Source organism: Streptomyces sp. Y1 (assembly GCF_041053115.1).
Taxonomy (GTDB): Bacteria; Actinomycetota; Actinomycetes; order Streptomycetales; family Streptomycetaceae; genus Kitasatospora; species Kitasatospora rubellomurina.
This window is the reverse complement of record NZ_CP163445.1, coordinates 7,179,178-7,192,723: the sequence shown is the minus strand read 5'-3', so window position 1 is coordinate 7,192,723 and position 13,546 is coordinate 7,179,178. Positions and strand designations below refer to the sequence as shown.

The following is a 13,546-nucleotide window of genomic DNA, read 5'->3' as shown; positions in this document are numbered from 1 at the left end:
GAAAGGATCTTCGTCGTAGGTTCGTCCCGACGTGTTCAGGTCACCATGGAGGCGATGGGGCGTGGCTTCGGCGTTATCTGGCGGGTCTCCAGCGGGGCCGGCTGCATGGACTGGCTTGTGGTCCGATGCCTGCTTCCTGGGCGACCTTGCCCGCCTCCACACGGGGTTTGACGCCTACAGGAAGACGCTCAAGCTTGCGGCTGGCTGGAGCGACCGGTGGACTGCGACATGGCGCTTCGGCCGTACCCCGGTCACCTGCTCGGTACGGAATCTCGCCGAGGTCGAGGCGGCCCGCAGTCGGCCGGTGCGCCGCTTCACGTGGCGGACGGGCCAGTGGCACAGGCCAGGCCTGGAGTACCTGGTCAGCACCGACCGGCACCACGGCTTCGAGAGCTTCGAGGAGGAGCTGCTGCTCCTGATGGCCGACTTCGCTGGCGATCTGCAAGAGGCGCTGGCCCAGCCCTTTCGCCTGCAATTCCACACTGCGGACGGCGGGAGGGTCGAGCACACCCCGGACTTCCTGCTGTTGACCGGCTCGGGACCGTGGTTGCTGGATGTCCGGCCGGCCGGACGCATCCGGCTGGAGGACGAGGTGAAGTTCGCGGCGTCGGCCGAGGCCGCCCTGACGGTGGGATGGAACTACAGCGTGGTGACTGGCTGGCGCAAGCACGTGGTGAGGATCGTCGATGCTCTGTCGGCGGGCCGACGGGAGTTATCCGATCAACTCGGCCTCCAGGAGCAGCTGCTTCGGGCCGCCGGGTCGGGGCCTTTCGCGTTCGGCGAGCTGGTCGAGCAGTGCAGCTACCCGGCGATCGCCCGGGCTCATGCTCTCCACCTGCTGTGGCACCGAATTCTGGGCATGGACATGTCCGCACCGCTGACCGACGCGAGTCCGGTCCGCCTGGTGCCGGGCAACCACCTGCGCGGAGGAGAGTGGTGACGGCACCCGCCGCGGATGCCTGGGATCTGTCACCTGGCAACGAGCTGATCATCGACGGCGCCGAGTGGATGGTGGAGTCGTTCGAGCCCCAGGTGGGCAAGGTGGTCCTGGTCCCGGCCGATGGGCCTTCCTGGCACGCGTCGGTGCGGGAGCTGATGCATCATCCTGGGTGCCGCCAGTCGACCCGCACGCGCAGGGACCTGCCGGCTGCGAGCCGGGGCCGCCAGCCGAAGGCGATGACCGACCTGAAGCCGGACAAGCAGCAGCTGACCATGTTGCGGCTGGCCCACCTGAACGAGGTGGAGACCGGCTTTCTCAGCGGTGACGCGCTGCTGGCGGGACCGGGCGAACCGCGTCCGCAGTACGACCCGGACGCCACCACGCTGACGCAGCGCCGGCAGGCGAAGGCGGAGGAACTGCGCCTGGCCGCGGTCGAGAATCCCGACCAGGCCGCCGCGCTGGGCCTGAGGCGGGCCGGCTACCGGACGCTGATCCGCTGGGACATGGACCGGCGCCGGTTCGGCCCGGTCGGTCTGGCGGACGACCGGTGGCTTCGCGAGGCGACCGGGCGCCGGATCTCGCCGGCGGTCCGGGAGGCGTTGTTCGCGGTCCGGGCGGAGACGCTGCACCGTTCCAAACTCAGTGCGAAGGACCGCGAGCGTCTGATCCACCAGTACGTCCGGGAGACCTTCGGCCCCGACGAGCCGGTGCCGAGCTACACGACGCTGCGGACGGTGTGGAGGGAGTGGTTCGGTTCCAGTGGTGCCCGGCAGCGGTACCTGCGCTCGGCCGCCCGTGCCCAGGAGGTGGCGACCGGCAGGCACGTCGTGGTTCACCGGCCGGGCCAGGTGGTGGCGCTCGACACCACGATCCTGCCGGTCAAGGTCCGTGAGAACGTCTTCGGCGACCCGGTGTCCGTCCACTTGACGCTGGCCCTGGACGTGTACACGCATTCGATTGTGGCGTTCCGGCTGACGCTGGTCTCCGACACCTCGGTCGACGTGGCCATGGTCCTGCGGGACGTGATGATGCCGCTGCCGATGAGGCCGGACTGGGGCGAGGAGATGGAGTGGGCCTACCCCGGCGTCCCGGCCACGCTGGTGGCCGAGTTCGCCGGCCACAGGGTCGCGGGCCTGCCGTTCTTCGCGCCCGAGACCGTCACCACCGATCACGGCTCGGTGTACAAGAACCATCATCTGATCGAGGTCCAGCGGGTGATCGGGGCGAACATACGCCCCAGCCGCTTGCTTCGTCCGACCGACAAGCAGGCCGTGGAGCGGGCGTTCGGGGCCGTCCAGTCCCTGCTGTTCAGGATCCTGCCGGGCTACCAGGGGTGGACGCGGCCGACCGCGGCGTGGACCCGGAGGGCGACGCCGTCCTGACCGTAGCCGAAATGGAGCACCTGGTGGCCACCTGGGTCGTCTCGGTGTGGCAGCAGAGCCGGTTCGGTACCTATGCGCCGAGCTGGGACCCGGCCGGCGACCACAGCCCGAACAGCCTGTTCGCGGCCTCGATGGCCCAGGGCGGCTTCGCGCTGCAGATCCCCCGTCCGGAGCTGTACTACCAGCTGCTGCCGACCCACCGGGTGGTGATCCACGGCAAGCGCGGCGTGAAGATCAAGAACCTCTGGTACAACGGCGCCGCGCTGGACCCCTACCGGTTCACGCTCTCCGGGCGGGGCGGGGTCGCCAAGAACAAGTACGTCTTCCACCGCGACCCGCGCGACCCGTGCCTGGTGTTCTTCCAGGACCCGCGCACCCACGACTGGCACACCCTGCGCTGGACCGGCCTGCCAGAGGAGGGCGAGGTACCCGCCTTCAGCGACGCGCGGGTGCGCGAGGTCATGCGCGAGGTCCGCAGCCGCGGCCTTGCCCCGAAGACGGATGCGGAACTGCTGCCGCTCCTGCTGGAGTTGATCGGCGGCCACATTCCCGTCGAGCAGTGGCCGACCCGGCTGACCAAAGGCCAGCGCACCGAGCACGCCCGCGAGGTGGCCCAGGCCGCAGCGGCGGCCGCCGACCGCCCACCGGGCGCAACCGGCGCCGTCAACGAGCGGGCAGCGACCGGTGAGATGGACAACGTGGTGCCGCTCAAGTGGCGGGAGCGGGCCCGGCAGGGGCAGGCGGCGGTGGACGACGAGCGCCGCCGCCGGCGCGAGGACGCGGTGCCCGAGCGACCGGCCCCGCCCCCGGCGCTCGGGCAGCGGCTGCGCGAACGCAGCCTGCTCGCCCTGCCGGACGAAGACGAGTACGAGGACACTGAGGGGGAAGCGTGAGCGGCGCCGGAAGCACACCACCGTGGGCCGGCGCGGCCACGTTCCTGCCCGGGCCGCCGCTGGACCGCACCCGCCACGACGGCTGGCAGCGCTGGCGCACCACCCGCGCGAGCTTCGTCCCGGCACCGGTGATGTCGGGCGAGGAGTACAAGCGGCTGAGCCCGCGCCAGCGCCGCATCTACGACCTGCACCGCCTGGCCACCCACAGCAGCCTGCCCGTTCAGGCCACCCCGATGAGCGAGGCCGTCGCCTGGCTGGTGCGCACGCGGATCGAGGACGGCGCGTTCAGCCACAAGTCGGGCACCCGCACCGGGGTGATGGTCAACGGCGGCGGCGCCCAGGGCAAGACCGAGACCGTGTGCGAGGCGGTGGCCGCCTTCGAGGACGAGTGGCTGACCCTGAACCAGCAGGTCAACCCGGACGCGATGCCCGGCACCCGCGACCTGTTCGCACCGGTTGCGTACGTGCGCTGCCCGGTCAAGGCCACCCCGATCTCCACCTGCCAGCGGATCCTCGACTTCTACGGCGAGGACCACAAGGGGATGCGCCTGGAGGACCTCGTCCGCACGGTGAAAACCGCGATCGCCGACCATGCCACCAAGGCGCTTGTAATCGATGACATTACGAGGCTCAAGCTCCACCGCGAGGCGGACCAGGACGTGCTGGACCTGATCCGCGAGATGATGAGCATGCCGGTCACCCTGATCCTCGTCGGCGTCGGCATCCCGACTTCCGGCCTGCTGCGGGACGGCCGGCGCGACCCCGTCACCAGGCAGTGGCTTTTCCCGCCGGTCAAGGACCGCGGCCGCAGCCCCAACGCGGATGCCGCGACCCAGCACGAACGCCGCTTCGAGCTGATCGACCTCGATGCGTTCAGCTACGACACCCCCGCCCAGATCGAGGCCTGGACCGCCCACCTGCGCGGCCTGGAGGGCTGTCTGCGGCTGCTGAACGACACCGACGGCATGCTCACCGCCGGCGGCATGCCCGAGTACCTGTTCCGTCGCACCAACGGCGTGGTCGGCCTGCTGGAGAAGCTGATCCAGACCGGCTGCCGCCACGCCATCGAAACCGAGGCCGAGCACCTAACCATTGACCTGCTACAGCGGTGCACGGTCAGCCCCACCGACCTGCCCGACCTGGACGCCGACTCCGGCGAACAGCCCGAGATCCCGGCGATGTCCGCCGCGCGGAAGAAGCGGCCGGGCCGCAACACCGTCTTCGACGACGACGGCCCGACGGGGGCGGTGGGTTGACCGGCACACCCGGCCCGCTGGCCCGCAGCCTGGCCCCGCTGCCCGAGGAGTCCCTGCCCGGCTTCCTGCTCCGGCTCGCCCACCGGCTGAACCGCACGCCGGCCCGAATCGCCGTGCTCACCGGCCTCGCCCCCTACCGGCTCGGCCACACGGTCAAACTGCCCGGACACCTGCTGCTGGCCCTGCGACCCGAGTCCGCGGCCCGCTTCGCCGCCGCGACCCGCCTGACGCCGACCGAAGTCCACACACTCGGGCTGCGACCGCACCAGGCGGCGTACCCGCCGATCGCGGACAGCGGGGAACGCCAGGACGGCCGGTTCGGCTCCCACGTGTGGGCGTTCACCGCCGCCAGCCGCTACTGCCCGCCGTGCCTGGCAGGAGACGGCAGCGCGGTCCAGGACGCGCACGGCGGCCCCTGGCGCCTGCCCTGGCACCTGCCGGTCGTCTTCGCCTGCCCGAGCCACCGGCGCCTGCTCGACCACCTGTGCCCGAGCTGCCAACGGCCCCTCAACGTGTCCGTCCAGGGCCGGGCGGCCCTGATCCTGCACCCGACCGGCCACGGGCTGCACCCCGGCCAGTGCCGCAACCACGCGCCCGACGCCGGTACCCGCAAACCCAAGCCCGCCTGCGGCGCCGACCTCACCGCGACGGCATCGGGCACCCGCACGCCAGGGGACGTCGACCTCGTTACCCTGCTCGATCTCCAGAGCAGGCTACTGGCGCGACTGGCCTCGCCGGATCCGGAAGAGCCGCGCTTCTTCCCGGACCTGATCGCCGTCAGCCAGCTGATCACCATCTCTTGGCCGGCCGCCGTCGACGACCTCGGCCTGCCCGAGACCGCGATCAACGCCCTGGACGAGCACATCCACGCCATGCGCCGCCGCACCGCCGACCGGCCGCACGGGGACAACGGCCGCGTCGTCATCGGACCGCCACCGGCAGCCGCCGCCTGCGCGGGCCTGCTCGCCATGAGCGAGCGCCTTCTCACCCACCCGGATCCGGCCGGCGCTCGCGAAGCCGTCCAGACCCTGGCTCGCCAGGCCATCGGGCGCGACCGCACCCGTTTCGCCGGCATCATCCGGCGCGGACAGTTCTCTCTGCCGCTCGCCCGCGCCCTCGCCGTCCAACGTGGCGGCTTCCACGCCACCGTCGGCGCCGGCACGTCCGCGGCCCTGCGCGTGCCGACGCGCACCTGCCGCTTCACCGCCCAGGAGGTCCCCCAGCTTCTGCCGGCCGCCGCCTACGAGTGGCACCTGGCCCGCTTCACCGCCCGCCTCACCGTCGCCAGCCGCAACAACGCACGGCTCGTGCGGCGGGCCGCCACCCTCAAGCTCGCCGAGATGACCGGCGGCGGCACCCTGGCCGACGGCGCCCGCCTGCTCGGCATCCCGCGCGGTCACGCCCTCTCCGGCCTTCAGCAACTCCGGCTGCGCACGGACGGCGAGGACGCCTGGCAGCAGTTCCTCCTCGCGCTCGACGCGATCGCCGCCGAACTCGACGCCCAGGAGGACCGCATCGACTACCAGCGCCGCCGAACGGCGCTCGAGGGCTGGACCATCCCGCCGGCCCACTGGGCCCACCTCACCGACGGCCTGTCCACCCTCGACGCAACCCCCGGTCTGCGGACCTGCGCGTCGGTCCTGGTGTGGACCCAGGTCACCGAGGGCGACTACCTGTTCAGCCCGCTGGTCCGCCACCGCGGCTGGGGCGGGCGACTGCCCGGCGGCCCGGGCCTCGTCTGTGAGCTGCCCTCCCTCACCGGCGCCCGCCGGGGCGACAAGGCCCGCCTCCTGGCCCGGCTGGCCGCCTTCACGCAGCAGACAGCAGCCTGGTGCGACAACGGGGCGCCGGCCCACGGCCACGGGACGGCCCCATGACCGCCCGGCCGCTGGCCCGCAGCCTGGCCCCGCTCCCAGAGGAGTCCCTTCCCGGCTACCTGCTGCGGCTCTCCTACCGGCTGAACCGGTCCCCGGTCCGCGTCGCGGAGCTGGCCGGGCTCGGCCCGGTGAAGGCCAACCGGCTGAGCACCGACCTCCTCCTCGGCCTCCTCCCGGAGGCAGCCACCGCGTTCGGTGCCGCCGCCCGCCTCAGCCCCGCCGAGGTCGCCGTCCTGGGACTGCAGCGCCACCAAGGCGCGTACCCGCTCCTCGGGACCGTGCACCGCAATCGCACGGCGGGCTCCGTCACCGGCAGCTGGGCATTCACCCTCTCCACCCGCTACTGCCCCGCCTGCCTCACCGGGGACGGCAGCCCGGTCCAACGCGCCCTCGGCGGAGCGTGGAAGAGCACCTGGCACCTGCCCGTCGTCTTCGCCTGCCCGAGCCACGGCACGCTCCTGAAGCACCGGTGCTGGAAGTGCCAAGCGTCCTCCAACCCGATCCGCCGCGGCCGCGCCACCCTGCTCCACCGCCCGAGCGCCACTGGAATCCACCCGCTCGCCTGCCGAGCCGACGGCCCGAACACGGCCGGCAGCCCGCCAGCGCAGCGGCCACCATGCGGCGCCCGCCTGGACGAAGACCCCGCCCACAGCAAGAACACGGCGCTGGCCGCAGACACCATGGCTCACCTGATGAGGGTTCAACAGCGGCTCCTCGACCGGCTGCACGACGCCGAAGCCCACGACCCCTGGTTCTTCCCGGACCTGCGCGCCGCCAGCCAGCTGATCAAACTCAGCTGGCCCCCACCGCCAGGCATCCTCATCCTGCCCGGGCCGCTGCTCGACCTGATCGACGACCATGTGGAGGCGGTCCGCCCCGGAGTCAACGCCCACCCCGCCGGCGGCACGCCGGCCCTGTGGTCCGCTCCATCCGACGCGGGCCAGTGCGGCGCTCTCCTGCTAGCCGCCACGACGCTGCTGACGGCGGACGACCGCGTTCACCTGCGCGAGGGAATCCAGCCGCTGGCGCAGGCCGCTTTCGCCCGGCACCCGGGTTCGTACACCACGCTGCGGCGACAGAACCTCTCACCGGCCCTCGCCCGCGCGCTCGTCCGCCAGGCCCACGGCTTCCACGCCGCCGGCCGCACCGAGAAGGCGAGCGTGCGCGTGCCCTCCCGCGACTGCCGCTTCGGCATCGAGCACGTCCCGCCCTACCTGCCCGGGCACTGGTACGACGAGCACTTCGCCGACTTCGCCGAGCGCCTCGACAACCCGACCAGCTACACCGTGCGGCACTTGCGCAGAGCCGCCAGCCTCAAGCTCGCCGAGATGGCGGCCGGCGGCTCCTACCCTCAGTGCGCGCGCCAACTCGGCGTCCCAGCCGAGAAGGCGACGAGCACTATGAACAAACTCCGCCCCCAGATGGCGCGAGGCACCCTGTGGGGCGACTTCGAGACCCGGATCGAGAACATCGCCCAACGCCTGGACGACGACAAGGACCGCATCGACTACGCCAGGCGCCGCACGGCGCTCGCCGACTGGCAGATGCCCGCCGATCACTGGGCCGAACTGACCGCAATCCTGAGCCCACGGTTCGTCCGGATGGCCGGCGAGACCGGGCGGCTCACGGCCACCGTACTGCTGTGGACCGAGCTCACCCAGGCCGAGTACGCCCACAGCCCCGTCCTGACCGCGATGCGACGCTGCGGCACGGACACCAGCAGGCTCGTCGACAACATCGCCCAGACCTACACCCCGGTCAACCAGACAGCCACCGTGCGCCTCGTCCTACGCGGTCGCCTCGACACCTACGCCGCCCGCCTCTCCACCCACATCGACGAAGGACAGCCAGTGGGCCAGTCCGGGGTATGAAAAGCCACCCACTGCCCGCTGCGACCAGCTTCTTTCCACAGCACGGAGGGCCGATTTCTGACGGCCCCTCGCCTGAACGGCCCCGCGGGACGGCAGGTGGTACCCACGTGCCGGCTCGAAAGTCGTCCATGCTGGGGCTCTGTGGCCCGGTGGAAGCCGACGATCACCGAACAGGGGTGTGGCGCGGTGTCTGCGGCTTTGCGGTTCTACTCCTGTGACCAGTGGTGCTCGGTGACGTGGCCGCCGCGGATGCTGAGGACGGTGTCCGGGGTTTCGGCGGTGCGCCAGAGCGTGTAATCGCCTTCGGGTAGCGGCGAGATGACGGCGCAGTGGGTGGTGCGGTCCGCGAGGTGGCGGGGGCGGACGGCTGCGTGGGTGCGGGTGGTGTCGTCGCCAGTGGGGCTGACCTCGATCTCCAGGCCGTCGTCCGCGGGGTCGGTGTGGATGATCAGGGCGCCGAGGGTGCCGCCGATCTCCAGGACGACGCTGCCCTCACGGGAGGGCGCGGGAAGCGGTGCGTGGGCGTGCGGGTGGGTGTGCTGCTGGCTCATGGGTTCTTCTCCCTCGTCGGCGCGGGTGCGGGTGGGGGCGAGCCCGCCGCAGTGCGCAGTGACACTCGCACCGCGGCGGGCGTCGGCTCAGTTGGACGGGTTGTGGTAGCCGTCGTAGGGCACGCCGAGGTAGGGGAAGGTGTCGAGGTAGGGGTTCTTGACGTCGGCGGGGGTCAGGCCGTCGGTGATGGCGCTGGTGGCGGCGTCGGGGGTGAAGGAGGGGTCGACCAGCGGCAGGGTCAGCCCGGCGACGGCGCGCAGTTCGACGGTGACGACGTCGTCGAAGACGCGGCGGCCGTTGGGGAAGCCGGCTGCGTCGCCGGCCACCAGGCCCAGGATGTTCGGGCTGGCGGCCGGGGGCACGGCGACGTTCAGGCGCAGCATGTCGGCCTGGGTGTCGCCGGTGTAGTTCTGGAAGCCGGGGACGACGCCGCCCGGGATGCCGGTGAGGAGGATGGCGAGCAGGTCGGCGCGCGGCTTGGTGTAGGCGGCCAGGTTGGGGAAGACCCCCGGGTAGAGCGCGGGCAGCAGCTTGGCCAGTTCGGGCGTGGCGACGTACTGGGCGAAGTTCTTGTCGTCGGCCGGGGGCTGGGTGTTCCACAGGTCCTTCTTCCCCATGGGGACGATGACCTCGTTGAACAGCGGGTTGCCCAGTCGGGAGACCTGGACGAAGGGGCCGGACTCGGTGTCCTTGCCGGTGGTGTTGATGATGCGGGCCTGCCGGCGCGAGGCGGTGGTCCACACACCGATGGTGGCGTGCGGGTCCGTCACGTCGCCCGGCTTGCGCCCGCCCCAGGTCAGGTCGGTGATCGGGACCTGGAGGGCGATGCTGTGCACGTTCAGAGCCTTGGTGGTGTTCACCCCGGGTGCCGGCTGGCTGAACGCGGGCATGACGTGCAGCTGCTGGAACGGGCGCAGGGTGCCGAGGTCGAAGATCGAGCCGAGGTCGACGTAGAAGCCCTCCGCGCGCTGCCCGGCGAACACCTTGCGCCCGCCGTCCAGCTGGTGCACCGCGGCGCCTGCCAGGGAGGCGTAGTCGGGGGTGGAGAGCGGGCCGATGTTGCAGGGCGGGCAGGCCAGGTTCTCGCCCAGCACGCGGCGCCGGCCTCCGGCCTCGACGCGGGTGACGGTGTAGGTCTGGCGCCGGTTCCAGTTCGGGTCGTCGAGCGAGGTGATCGCACCGGTGTTGTACAGGAACGAGTCGGGGTTGCGGACCTCGACCTTGAAGCGGAACTCGTAGGTGACGTCGGGGCGGCCGTCGTTGTCATTGTCGATGTGGACGGCGTACAGGACGTCGTCGCCGAACTCGTAGAAGTTCGGCCCGCCGGCCGGCCCCTGGAGCGGGATGTAGTTGGCGATCAGGGTGACGGTGTCGCAGTCGTCGGGGCTGACGAAGGCGTAGACGTCGGTGCTGTCGGCGACCGGGTCCTTGGAGATCTCGGGGGCTTCGCGGTGGGAGGACATCGGGAACCTCGCTGAATGTCGGTGTGCGGGCAGGGTGGATCGCCGGCCGGCCCCTGTTGGTTGCCGTCGCCAGGGGCCGGCCGGTACTGCGGGGGGCCTGTCAGGCCAGCGCGCGGGCCAGTGCCGCGGCCAGGGCGGGGTCCTGGACGCGGTGGTGGCGCTCACCGCTGAACAGGTCCAGGTGTCCGGAACGGACGTCGCGCACGTGCACGATCATCGGCTCGTCGTGGCCAGGCGCCGTGCCGTGGCCCGTGCTCTCGTCGTGGGCGGTGCCCGTCGCGGCGCTGGCAGGGGCGGCGCCGGTGACCAGGGTCGCGGCCAGGCCCGCGGCGCCCACGGCGGCGGCTTGGCGCATCAGGTGCCGACGTGACAGACCGTCAGGCGGGTCGGCCGCGGGGGTTTCCAAGGACATGGAGTCTCCTCCGGATCGGGGTGGATGAAGCAGGGTGGCCGCCGGCTCGGCCTGGTCGCCCGCGCGGCGGTGGCCATTCCCGCCGGGGTGAAACGCAAGGCGGAATGGGCGATTGAAGGTGACAGCCGCGGCCTCGGACAGCTGATGGGCGGTCACCGGGAAGTGAAGTGGCCGCGTGACGGCCCGGTCAAGGCGGCGCGCAAACGCATGTGATCGGTTTTGGCCCGGCCGGAGCAACTGCGCCCCAGCTCAGCCCCCTTGCTCTCACCCGGGCGGGTGAAAAGCAAACCCGCGCCCCACCGGTACCCATCCGGCGTCGGCCCGGGCACGAAGAGCATGTGACAGGAGGCCCCGCGCTGCCGTGCGGCTTTCGCGGGGATCGTCGACCGGCTTTTCGGGCCGCACGAAAGATCTGAGGTGGTTGGGAATGTTCCAGACGCGTGGGTTGGAAATCGTCATTATCGGCCTGGTCGTCCTGGTGTTGTTCGGAGCCAAACGGCTTCCGGATTCCGCGCGGGCGCTGGGCAAGTCGCTGCGCATCCTCAAGGCCGAGACCAGCGCGCTGAAGTCCGACGGTACCCAGCCCGGCGACGCCCCCGCCCCGGGTGAGCGCGTGGAGGCGTCCGCGCTGGAAGGCGCCATCGTCGAGCCGGTGGCCGCCAACGCGGGCGAGCCCTCCCGGTCCGTGCACTGACACCCGCTCACCGGCCGCGAAGGAACACCGTGAATGTCCGAGGAACACCACAGCCGCGGGAGGACAACCCGCACGGCGCCACGATGCCGCTGCGTGCCCATCTGCGGGAGCTGCGCAGCAGGTTGACCAAGGTGGGGCTGTCGCTGCTGGCCGGATCCGGGCTGGGATGGGCGGTGCACGACCGCGTGATCGCGGCGCTGACCGGACCGGCCTGCCGCATCGGTCACGTGCGCGGGGTGGGCGCCGCCACCGCGGCCTGCCCCAACGGCCTGCTGGTCCTGCAGGGGGCGCTGAGCCCGCTCAGCTTCTCCTTCAAGGTCGCACTCGTGGTCGGAGTCCTGCTGTCCAGCCCCGTCTGGTCCTACCAGGTGTGGGCGTTCGTCGCACCGGGCCTGTACCGCAGGGAGCGCCGCTACGGCCTCGCGTTCACCGCGGCCGCCGTTCCCCTGTTCGCCGCCGGCGCGGCGCTGGCCTACACGGTCTTCCCGAAGACGATCGAGCTGCTGGCCTCCTTCACGCCGTCATCGTTCGGTCTGGTGCTGCCGGGGGAAGAGTTCCTGGACTTCTTCCTGCGGATGGTCGTCGTGTTCGGCCTGTCGTTCCAGTTCCCGCTGCTGCTGGTGGTGCTCAACCTGGTCGGCGTGGTCAGCGCCGCGCGGCTGCGCCGGTGGTGGCGGATCATCATCTTCCTGATCTTCGTCTTCGCGGCTGTCGTCGTGCCCACCGGCGACCCGCTGACCATGCTGGTCCTCGCCGTGCCGATCTGCCTGCTCTTCCTCGCCGCGCTCGGGATCTGCTCCCTGCACGACCGGCGCAAGGCCGGGCGCGAAAGCGACGGCCTGCTCGCCGACGACCAGGCATCGCCGGCGCCAAGCGCGCTGCCGATCGACTCCGACGACCTCGTCGACGCCGGCCGGTGAACAGCCCGGCCGCCCCGCCTGCCCTTCCTGCCAACGCCGCCCAAGGGAACTCGCCGTGCTGGACCTGAGCCTCGTCAAGATCGCCGTACTGATGGCCCTGGCGGTGGTGATTTTCGGACCGGAGAAGGTGCCCGCCCTCATCAGCGACGCCATGCGGCTGCTGCGCACCCTCCAGGCCTTCGCCCGCACCGGTACCGAGGAGCTGAAGCAGAGTCTGGGACCGGAGTTCGCCGACCTGCGTCCGCAGGACCTGCACCCCAGGGCGCTGGCCACCCGGGCCCTGACGAGCGCCGTCCCCGAACTGGCCGGTCTGCGCGAGGAGATCCGCGACACCGCCCAGCCCGTCGGACAGCTGCTGCACCAGGACCTGGGCGCTCTCTCACAGCCCGCACAGTCGCCCGTGCCGGAGCAGCAGACGCCTGCGGACCTGGCGTGACCGGCCTGGAAGCGTTGCGTGTCGTACCAGCAGGCGGGCAGAGAACTACCTTCTGCCCACGACTCGGCTTCACCCGCACGGCTCCCGTATCTTTCCCCCTGTGCCCGGTGTGGCAACGCAGCTGCGTGCCGGCGTGTCTTGGACTGGTCGGACAAGCGAGGTCGAGTTCCCGGCAGCAGGCTTCCGGCCCGTAACCTCCATCTGGCCGCACGCCACCGGTGCGTACCGTTGCCGGTCACAGGTGTTCAGTCCTCGTCGCCCATGCGCGCGCGCAGGTGAAGCAGTGCGTCGCGCACGCGGGACTTGGCGGTGCCCAGCGGTACCTGCAGCAGGTCGGCCATCTCCTGGTGCGAGAGGCCGTGGTAGTAAACCATGACGACGGCCTGTCGCTGGAGGTCGGTGATCTCCTGCAGGCAGTCACGGACCCACTGGTGTTCGAGGCGGCGGGCGACCTGCTCACTGACGTGGTCGAACGGGGTGTGGTGGTCCAGCAGGGCGGCGCGCAGGTCGCGGTCGGCGGCGGCGCGCACGGTGCGGACGCGGTCGACGGCGCGGCGGTGGGCCATGGTCGCGATCCAGGCCATCGCGCTGCCGCGGGCCGGCTGGAAGCGGTGGGCCTTGCCCCAGATCTCCAGCAGCACCTCCTGGACGACTTCCTGAGTGTGGCCTCGGTCGCGCACGACGCGTAGCACGATCAGGAAGAGTGTCGCGCCCACGGCGTCATGCAGCAGGGTGAAGGCCGCCGTGTCGCCGTGGGCGACCCGCACGATCAACGCCTCGATCGTGGCGCCCGCGGGACCCGGTGGTGTCTGGGAGGTCAATGAGTGCTCACGGGATCGGAGATGCGTGC

General features: G+C 71.5%; 14 protein-coding genes. 10 read left to right on the top strand and 4 right to left on the bottom strand.

Annotated elements, in window-relative coordinates; translation table 11 throughout:
- Positions 1–115 precede the first annotated feature (115 nt).
- Genes AB2U05_RS31040 through AB2U05_RS31015 form a run of 6 tightly spaced genes read left to right on the top strand, consistent with a single transcriptional unit; the run spans position 116 to position 8,219 of the window.
- Positions 116–940, top strand: coding sequence for a TnsA-like heteromeric transposase endonuclease subunit (locus tag AB2U05_RS31040; RefSeq protein WP_369184945.1), 825 nt, complete (start codon positions 116–118; stop codon positions 938–940).
- Positions 937–2,322, top strand: a complete 1,386-nt coding sequence (locus tag AB2U05_RS31035; protein WP_369184944.1) for a hypothetical protein — start codon at positions 937–939, stop codon at positions 2,320–2,322. The genes AB2U05_RS31040 and AB2U05_RS31035 overlap by 4 nt, the downstream gene beginning before the upstream one ends.
- Positions 2,323–2,333: 11 nt before the next feature.
- Positions 2,334–3,215: a hypothetical protein gene (locus AB2U05_RS31030; RefSeq protein ID WP_369184943.1), complete on the top strand. Its 882-nt coding sequence runs from the start codon at positions 2,334–2,336 to the stop codon at positions 3,213–3,215.
- On the top strand, positions 3,212–4,471 hold the full coding sequence (locus AB2U05_RS31025; RefSeq protein ID WP_369184942.1) for an AAA family ATPase: 1,260 nt from the start codon (positions 3,212–3,214) through the stop codon (positions 4,469–4,471). Before AB2U05_RS31030 ends, AB2U05_RS31025 begins: the two co-directional genes overlap by 4 nt.
- Positions 4,468–6,348 (top strand): TniQ family protein, encoded by a 1,881-nt coding sequence (locus AB2U05_RS31020; RefSeq protein ID WP_369184941.1) that lies wholly within the window; start codon positions 4,468–4,470, stop codon positions 6,346–6,348. The genes AB2U05_RS31025 and AB2U05_RS31020 overlap by 4 nt, the downstream gene beginning before the upstream one ends.
- Positions 6,345–8,219, top strand: coding sequence for a TniQ family protein (locus AB2U05_RS31015; RefSeq protein ID WP_369184940.1), 1,875 nt, complete (start codon positions 6,345–6,347; stop codon positions 8,217–8,219). The genes AB2U05_RS31020 and AB2U05_RS31015 overlap by 4 nt, the downstream gene beginning before the upstream one ends.
- A 206-nt stretch (positions 8,220–8,425) precedes the next feature.
- Here the strand turns inward: AB2U05_RS31015 and AB2U05_RS31010 are convergent, their stop codons facing one another.
- From AB2U05_RS31010 to AB2U05_RS31000, 3 genes are all read right to left on the bottom strand, one after another.
- Positions 8,426–8,770 carry a hypothetical protein gene (locus tag AB2U05_RS31010; protein ID WP_369184939.1) on the bottom strand — a complete coding sequence of 115 codons (345 nt, stop codon included), beginning with the start codon at positions 8,768–8,770 and terminating at the stop codon, positions 8,426–8,428.
- Between the two features lie 87 nt (positions 8,771–8,857).
- Positions 8,858–10,234 carry a DUF4331 domain-containing protein gene (locus tag AB2U05_RS31005; RefSeq protein ID WP_369184938.1) on the bottom strand — a complete coding sequence of 459 codons (1,377 nt, stop codon included), beginning with the start codon at positions 10,232–10,234 and terminating at the stop codon, positions 8,858–8,860.
- Positions 10,235–10,334: 100 nt separating this feature from the next.
- On the bottom strand, positions 10,335–10,646 hold the full coding sequence (locus AB2U05_RS31000; protein WP_369184937.1) for a hypothetical protein: 312 nt from the start codon (positions 10,644–10,646) through the stop codon (positions 10,335–10,337).
- A 24-nt stretch (positions 10,647–10,670) separates the two neighbouring features.
- On the opposite strand from AB2U05_RS31000, the gene AB2U05_RS30995 reads away from it, so the two are divergent.
- From AB2U05_RS30995 to AB2U05_RS30980, 4 genes are all read left to right on the top strand, one after another.
- Positions 10,671–10,859 carry a hypothetical protein gene (locus AB2U05_RS30995; RefSeq protein WP_369184936.1) on the top strand — a complete coding sequence of 63 codons (189 nt, stop codon included), beginning with the start codon at positions 10,671–10,673 and terminating at the stop codon, positions 10,857–10,859.
- Positions 10,860–11,073: 214 nt separating this feature from the next.
- A complete protein-coding gene (locus AB2U05_RS30990) occupies positions 11,074–11,340 on the top strand; it encodes a twin-arginine translocase TatA/TatE family subunit (protein WP_369184935.1) in 267 nt (88 codons plus the stop codon).
- 29 nt (positions 11,341–11,369) lie between these two features.
- Complete coding sequence (tatC, locus tag AB2U05_RS30985; RefSeq protein ID WP_369184934.1) at positions 11,370–12,260, top strand: twin-arginine translocase subunit TatC; 891 nt, start codon at positions 11,370–11,372, stop codon at positions 12,258–12,260.
- Between the two features lie 55 nt (positions 12,261–12,315).
- On the top strand, positions 12,316–12,696 hold the full coding sequence (locus AB2U05_RS30980) for a hypothetical protein (RefSeq protein WP_369184933.1): 381 nt from the start codon (positions 12,316–12,318) through the stop codon (positions 12,694–12,696).
- A gap of 245 nt (positions 12,697–12,941) precedes the next feature.
- On the opposite strand, the gene sigK is transcribed toward AB2U05_RS30980, so the two are convergent.
- Positions 12,942–13,517 (bottom strand): ECF RNA polymerase sigma factor SigK, encoded by a 576-nt coding sequence (gene sigK / locus AB2U05_RS30975; RefSeq protein WP_369184932.1) that lies wholly within the window; start codon positions 13,515–13,517, stop codon positions 12,942–12,944.
- Positions 13,518–13,546: the final 29 nt, after the last annotated feature.

Coding starts and splice junctions, on each gene's coding strand:
- AB2U05_RS31005 (WP_369184938.1), bottom strand. CDS start 10,234: ATGTCCTCCCACCGCGAAGCCCCCGAGATCTCCAAGGACCCGGTCGCC.
- AB2U05_RS31000 (WP_369184937.1), bottom strand. CDS start 10,646: ATGTCCTTGGAAACCCCCGCGGCCGACCCGCCTGACGGTCTGTCACGT.
- AB2U05_RS31030 (WP_369184943.1), top strand. CDS start 2,334: ATGGAGCACCTGGTGGCCACCTGGGTCGTCTCGGTGTGGCAGCAGAGC.
- AB2U05_RS30990 (WP_369184935.1), top strand. CDS start 11,074: ATGTTCCAGACGCGTGGGTTGGAAATCGTCATTATCGGCCTGGTCGTC.
- AB2U05_RS30995 (WP_369184936.1), top strand. CDS start 10,671: ATGAAGCAGGGTGGCCGCCGGCTCGGCCTGGTCGCCCGCGCGGCGGTG.
- AB2U05_RS31010 (WP_369184939.1), bottom strand. CDS start 8,770: ATGAGCCAGCAGCACACCCACCCGCACGCCCACGCACCGCTTCCCGCG.
- AB2U05_RS31015 (WP_369184940.1), top strand. CDS start 6,345: ATGACCGCCCGGCCGCTGGCCCGCAGCCTGGCCCCGCTCCCAGAGGAG.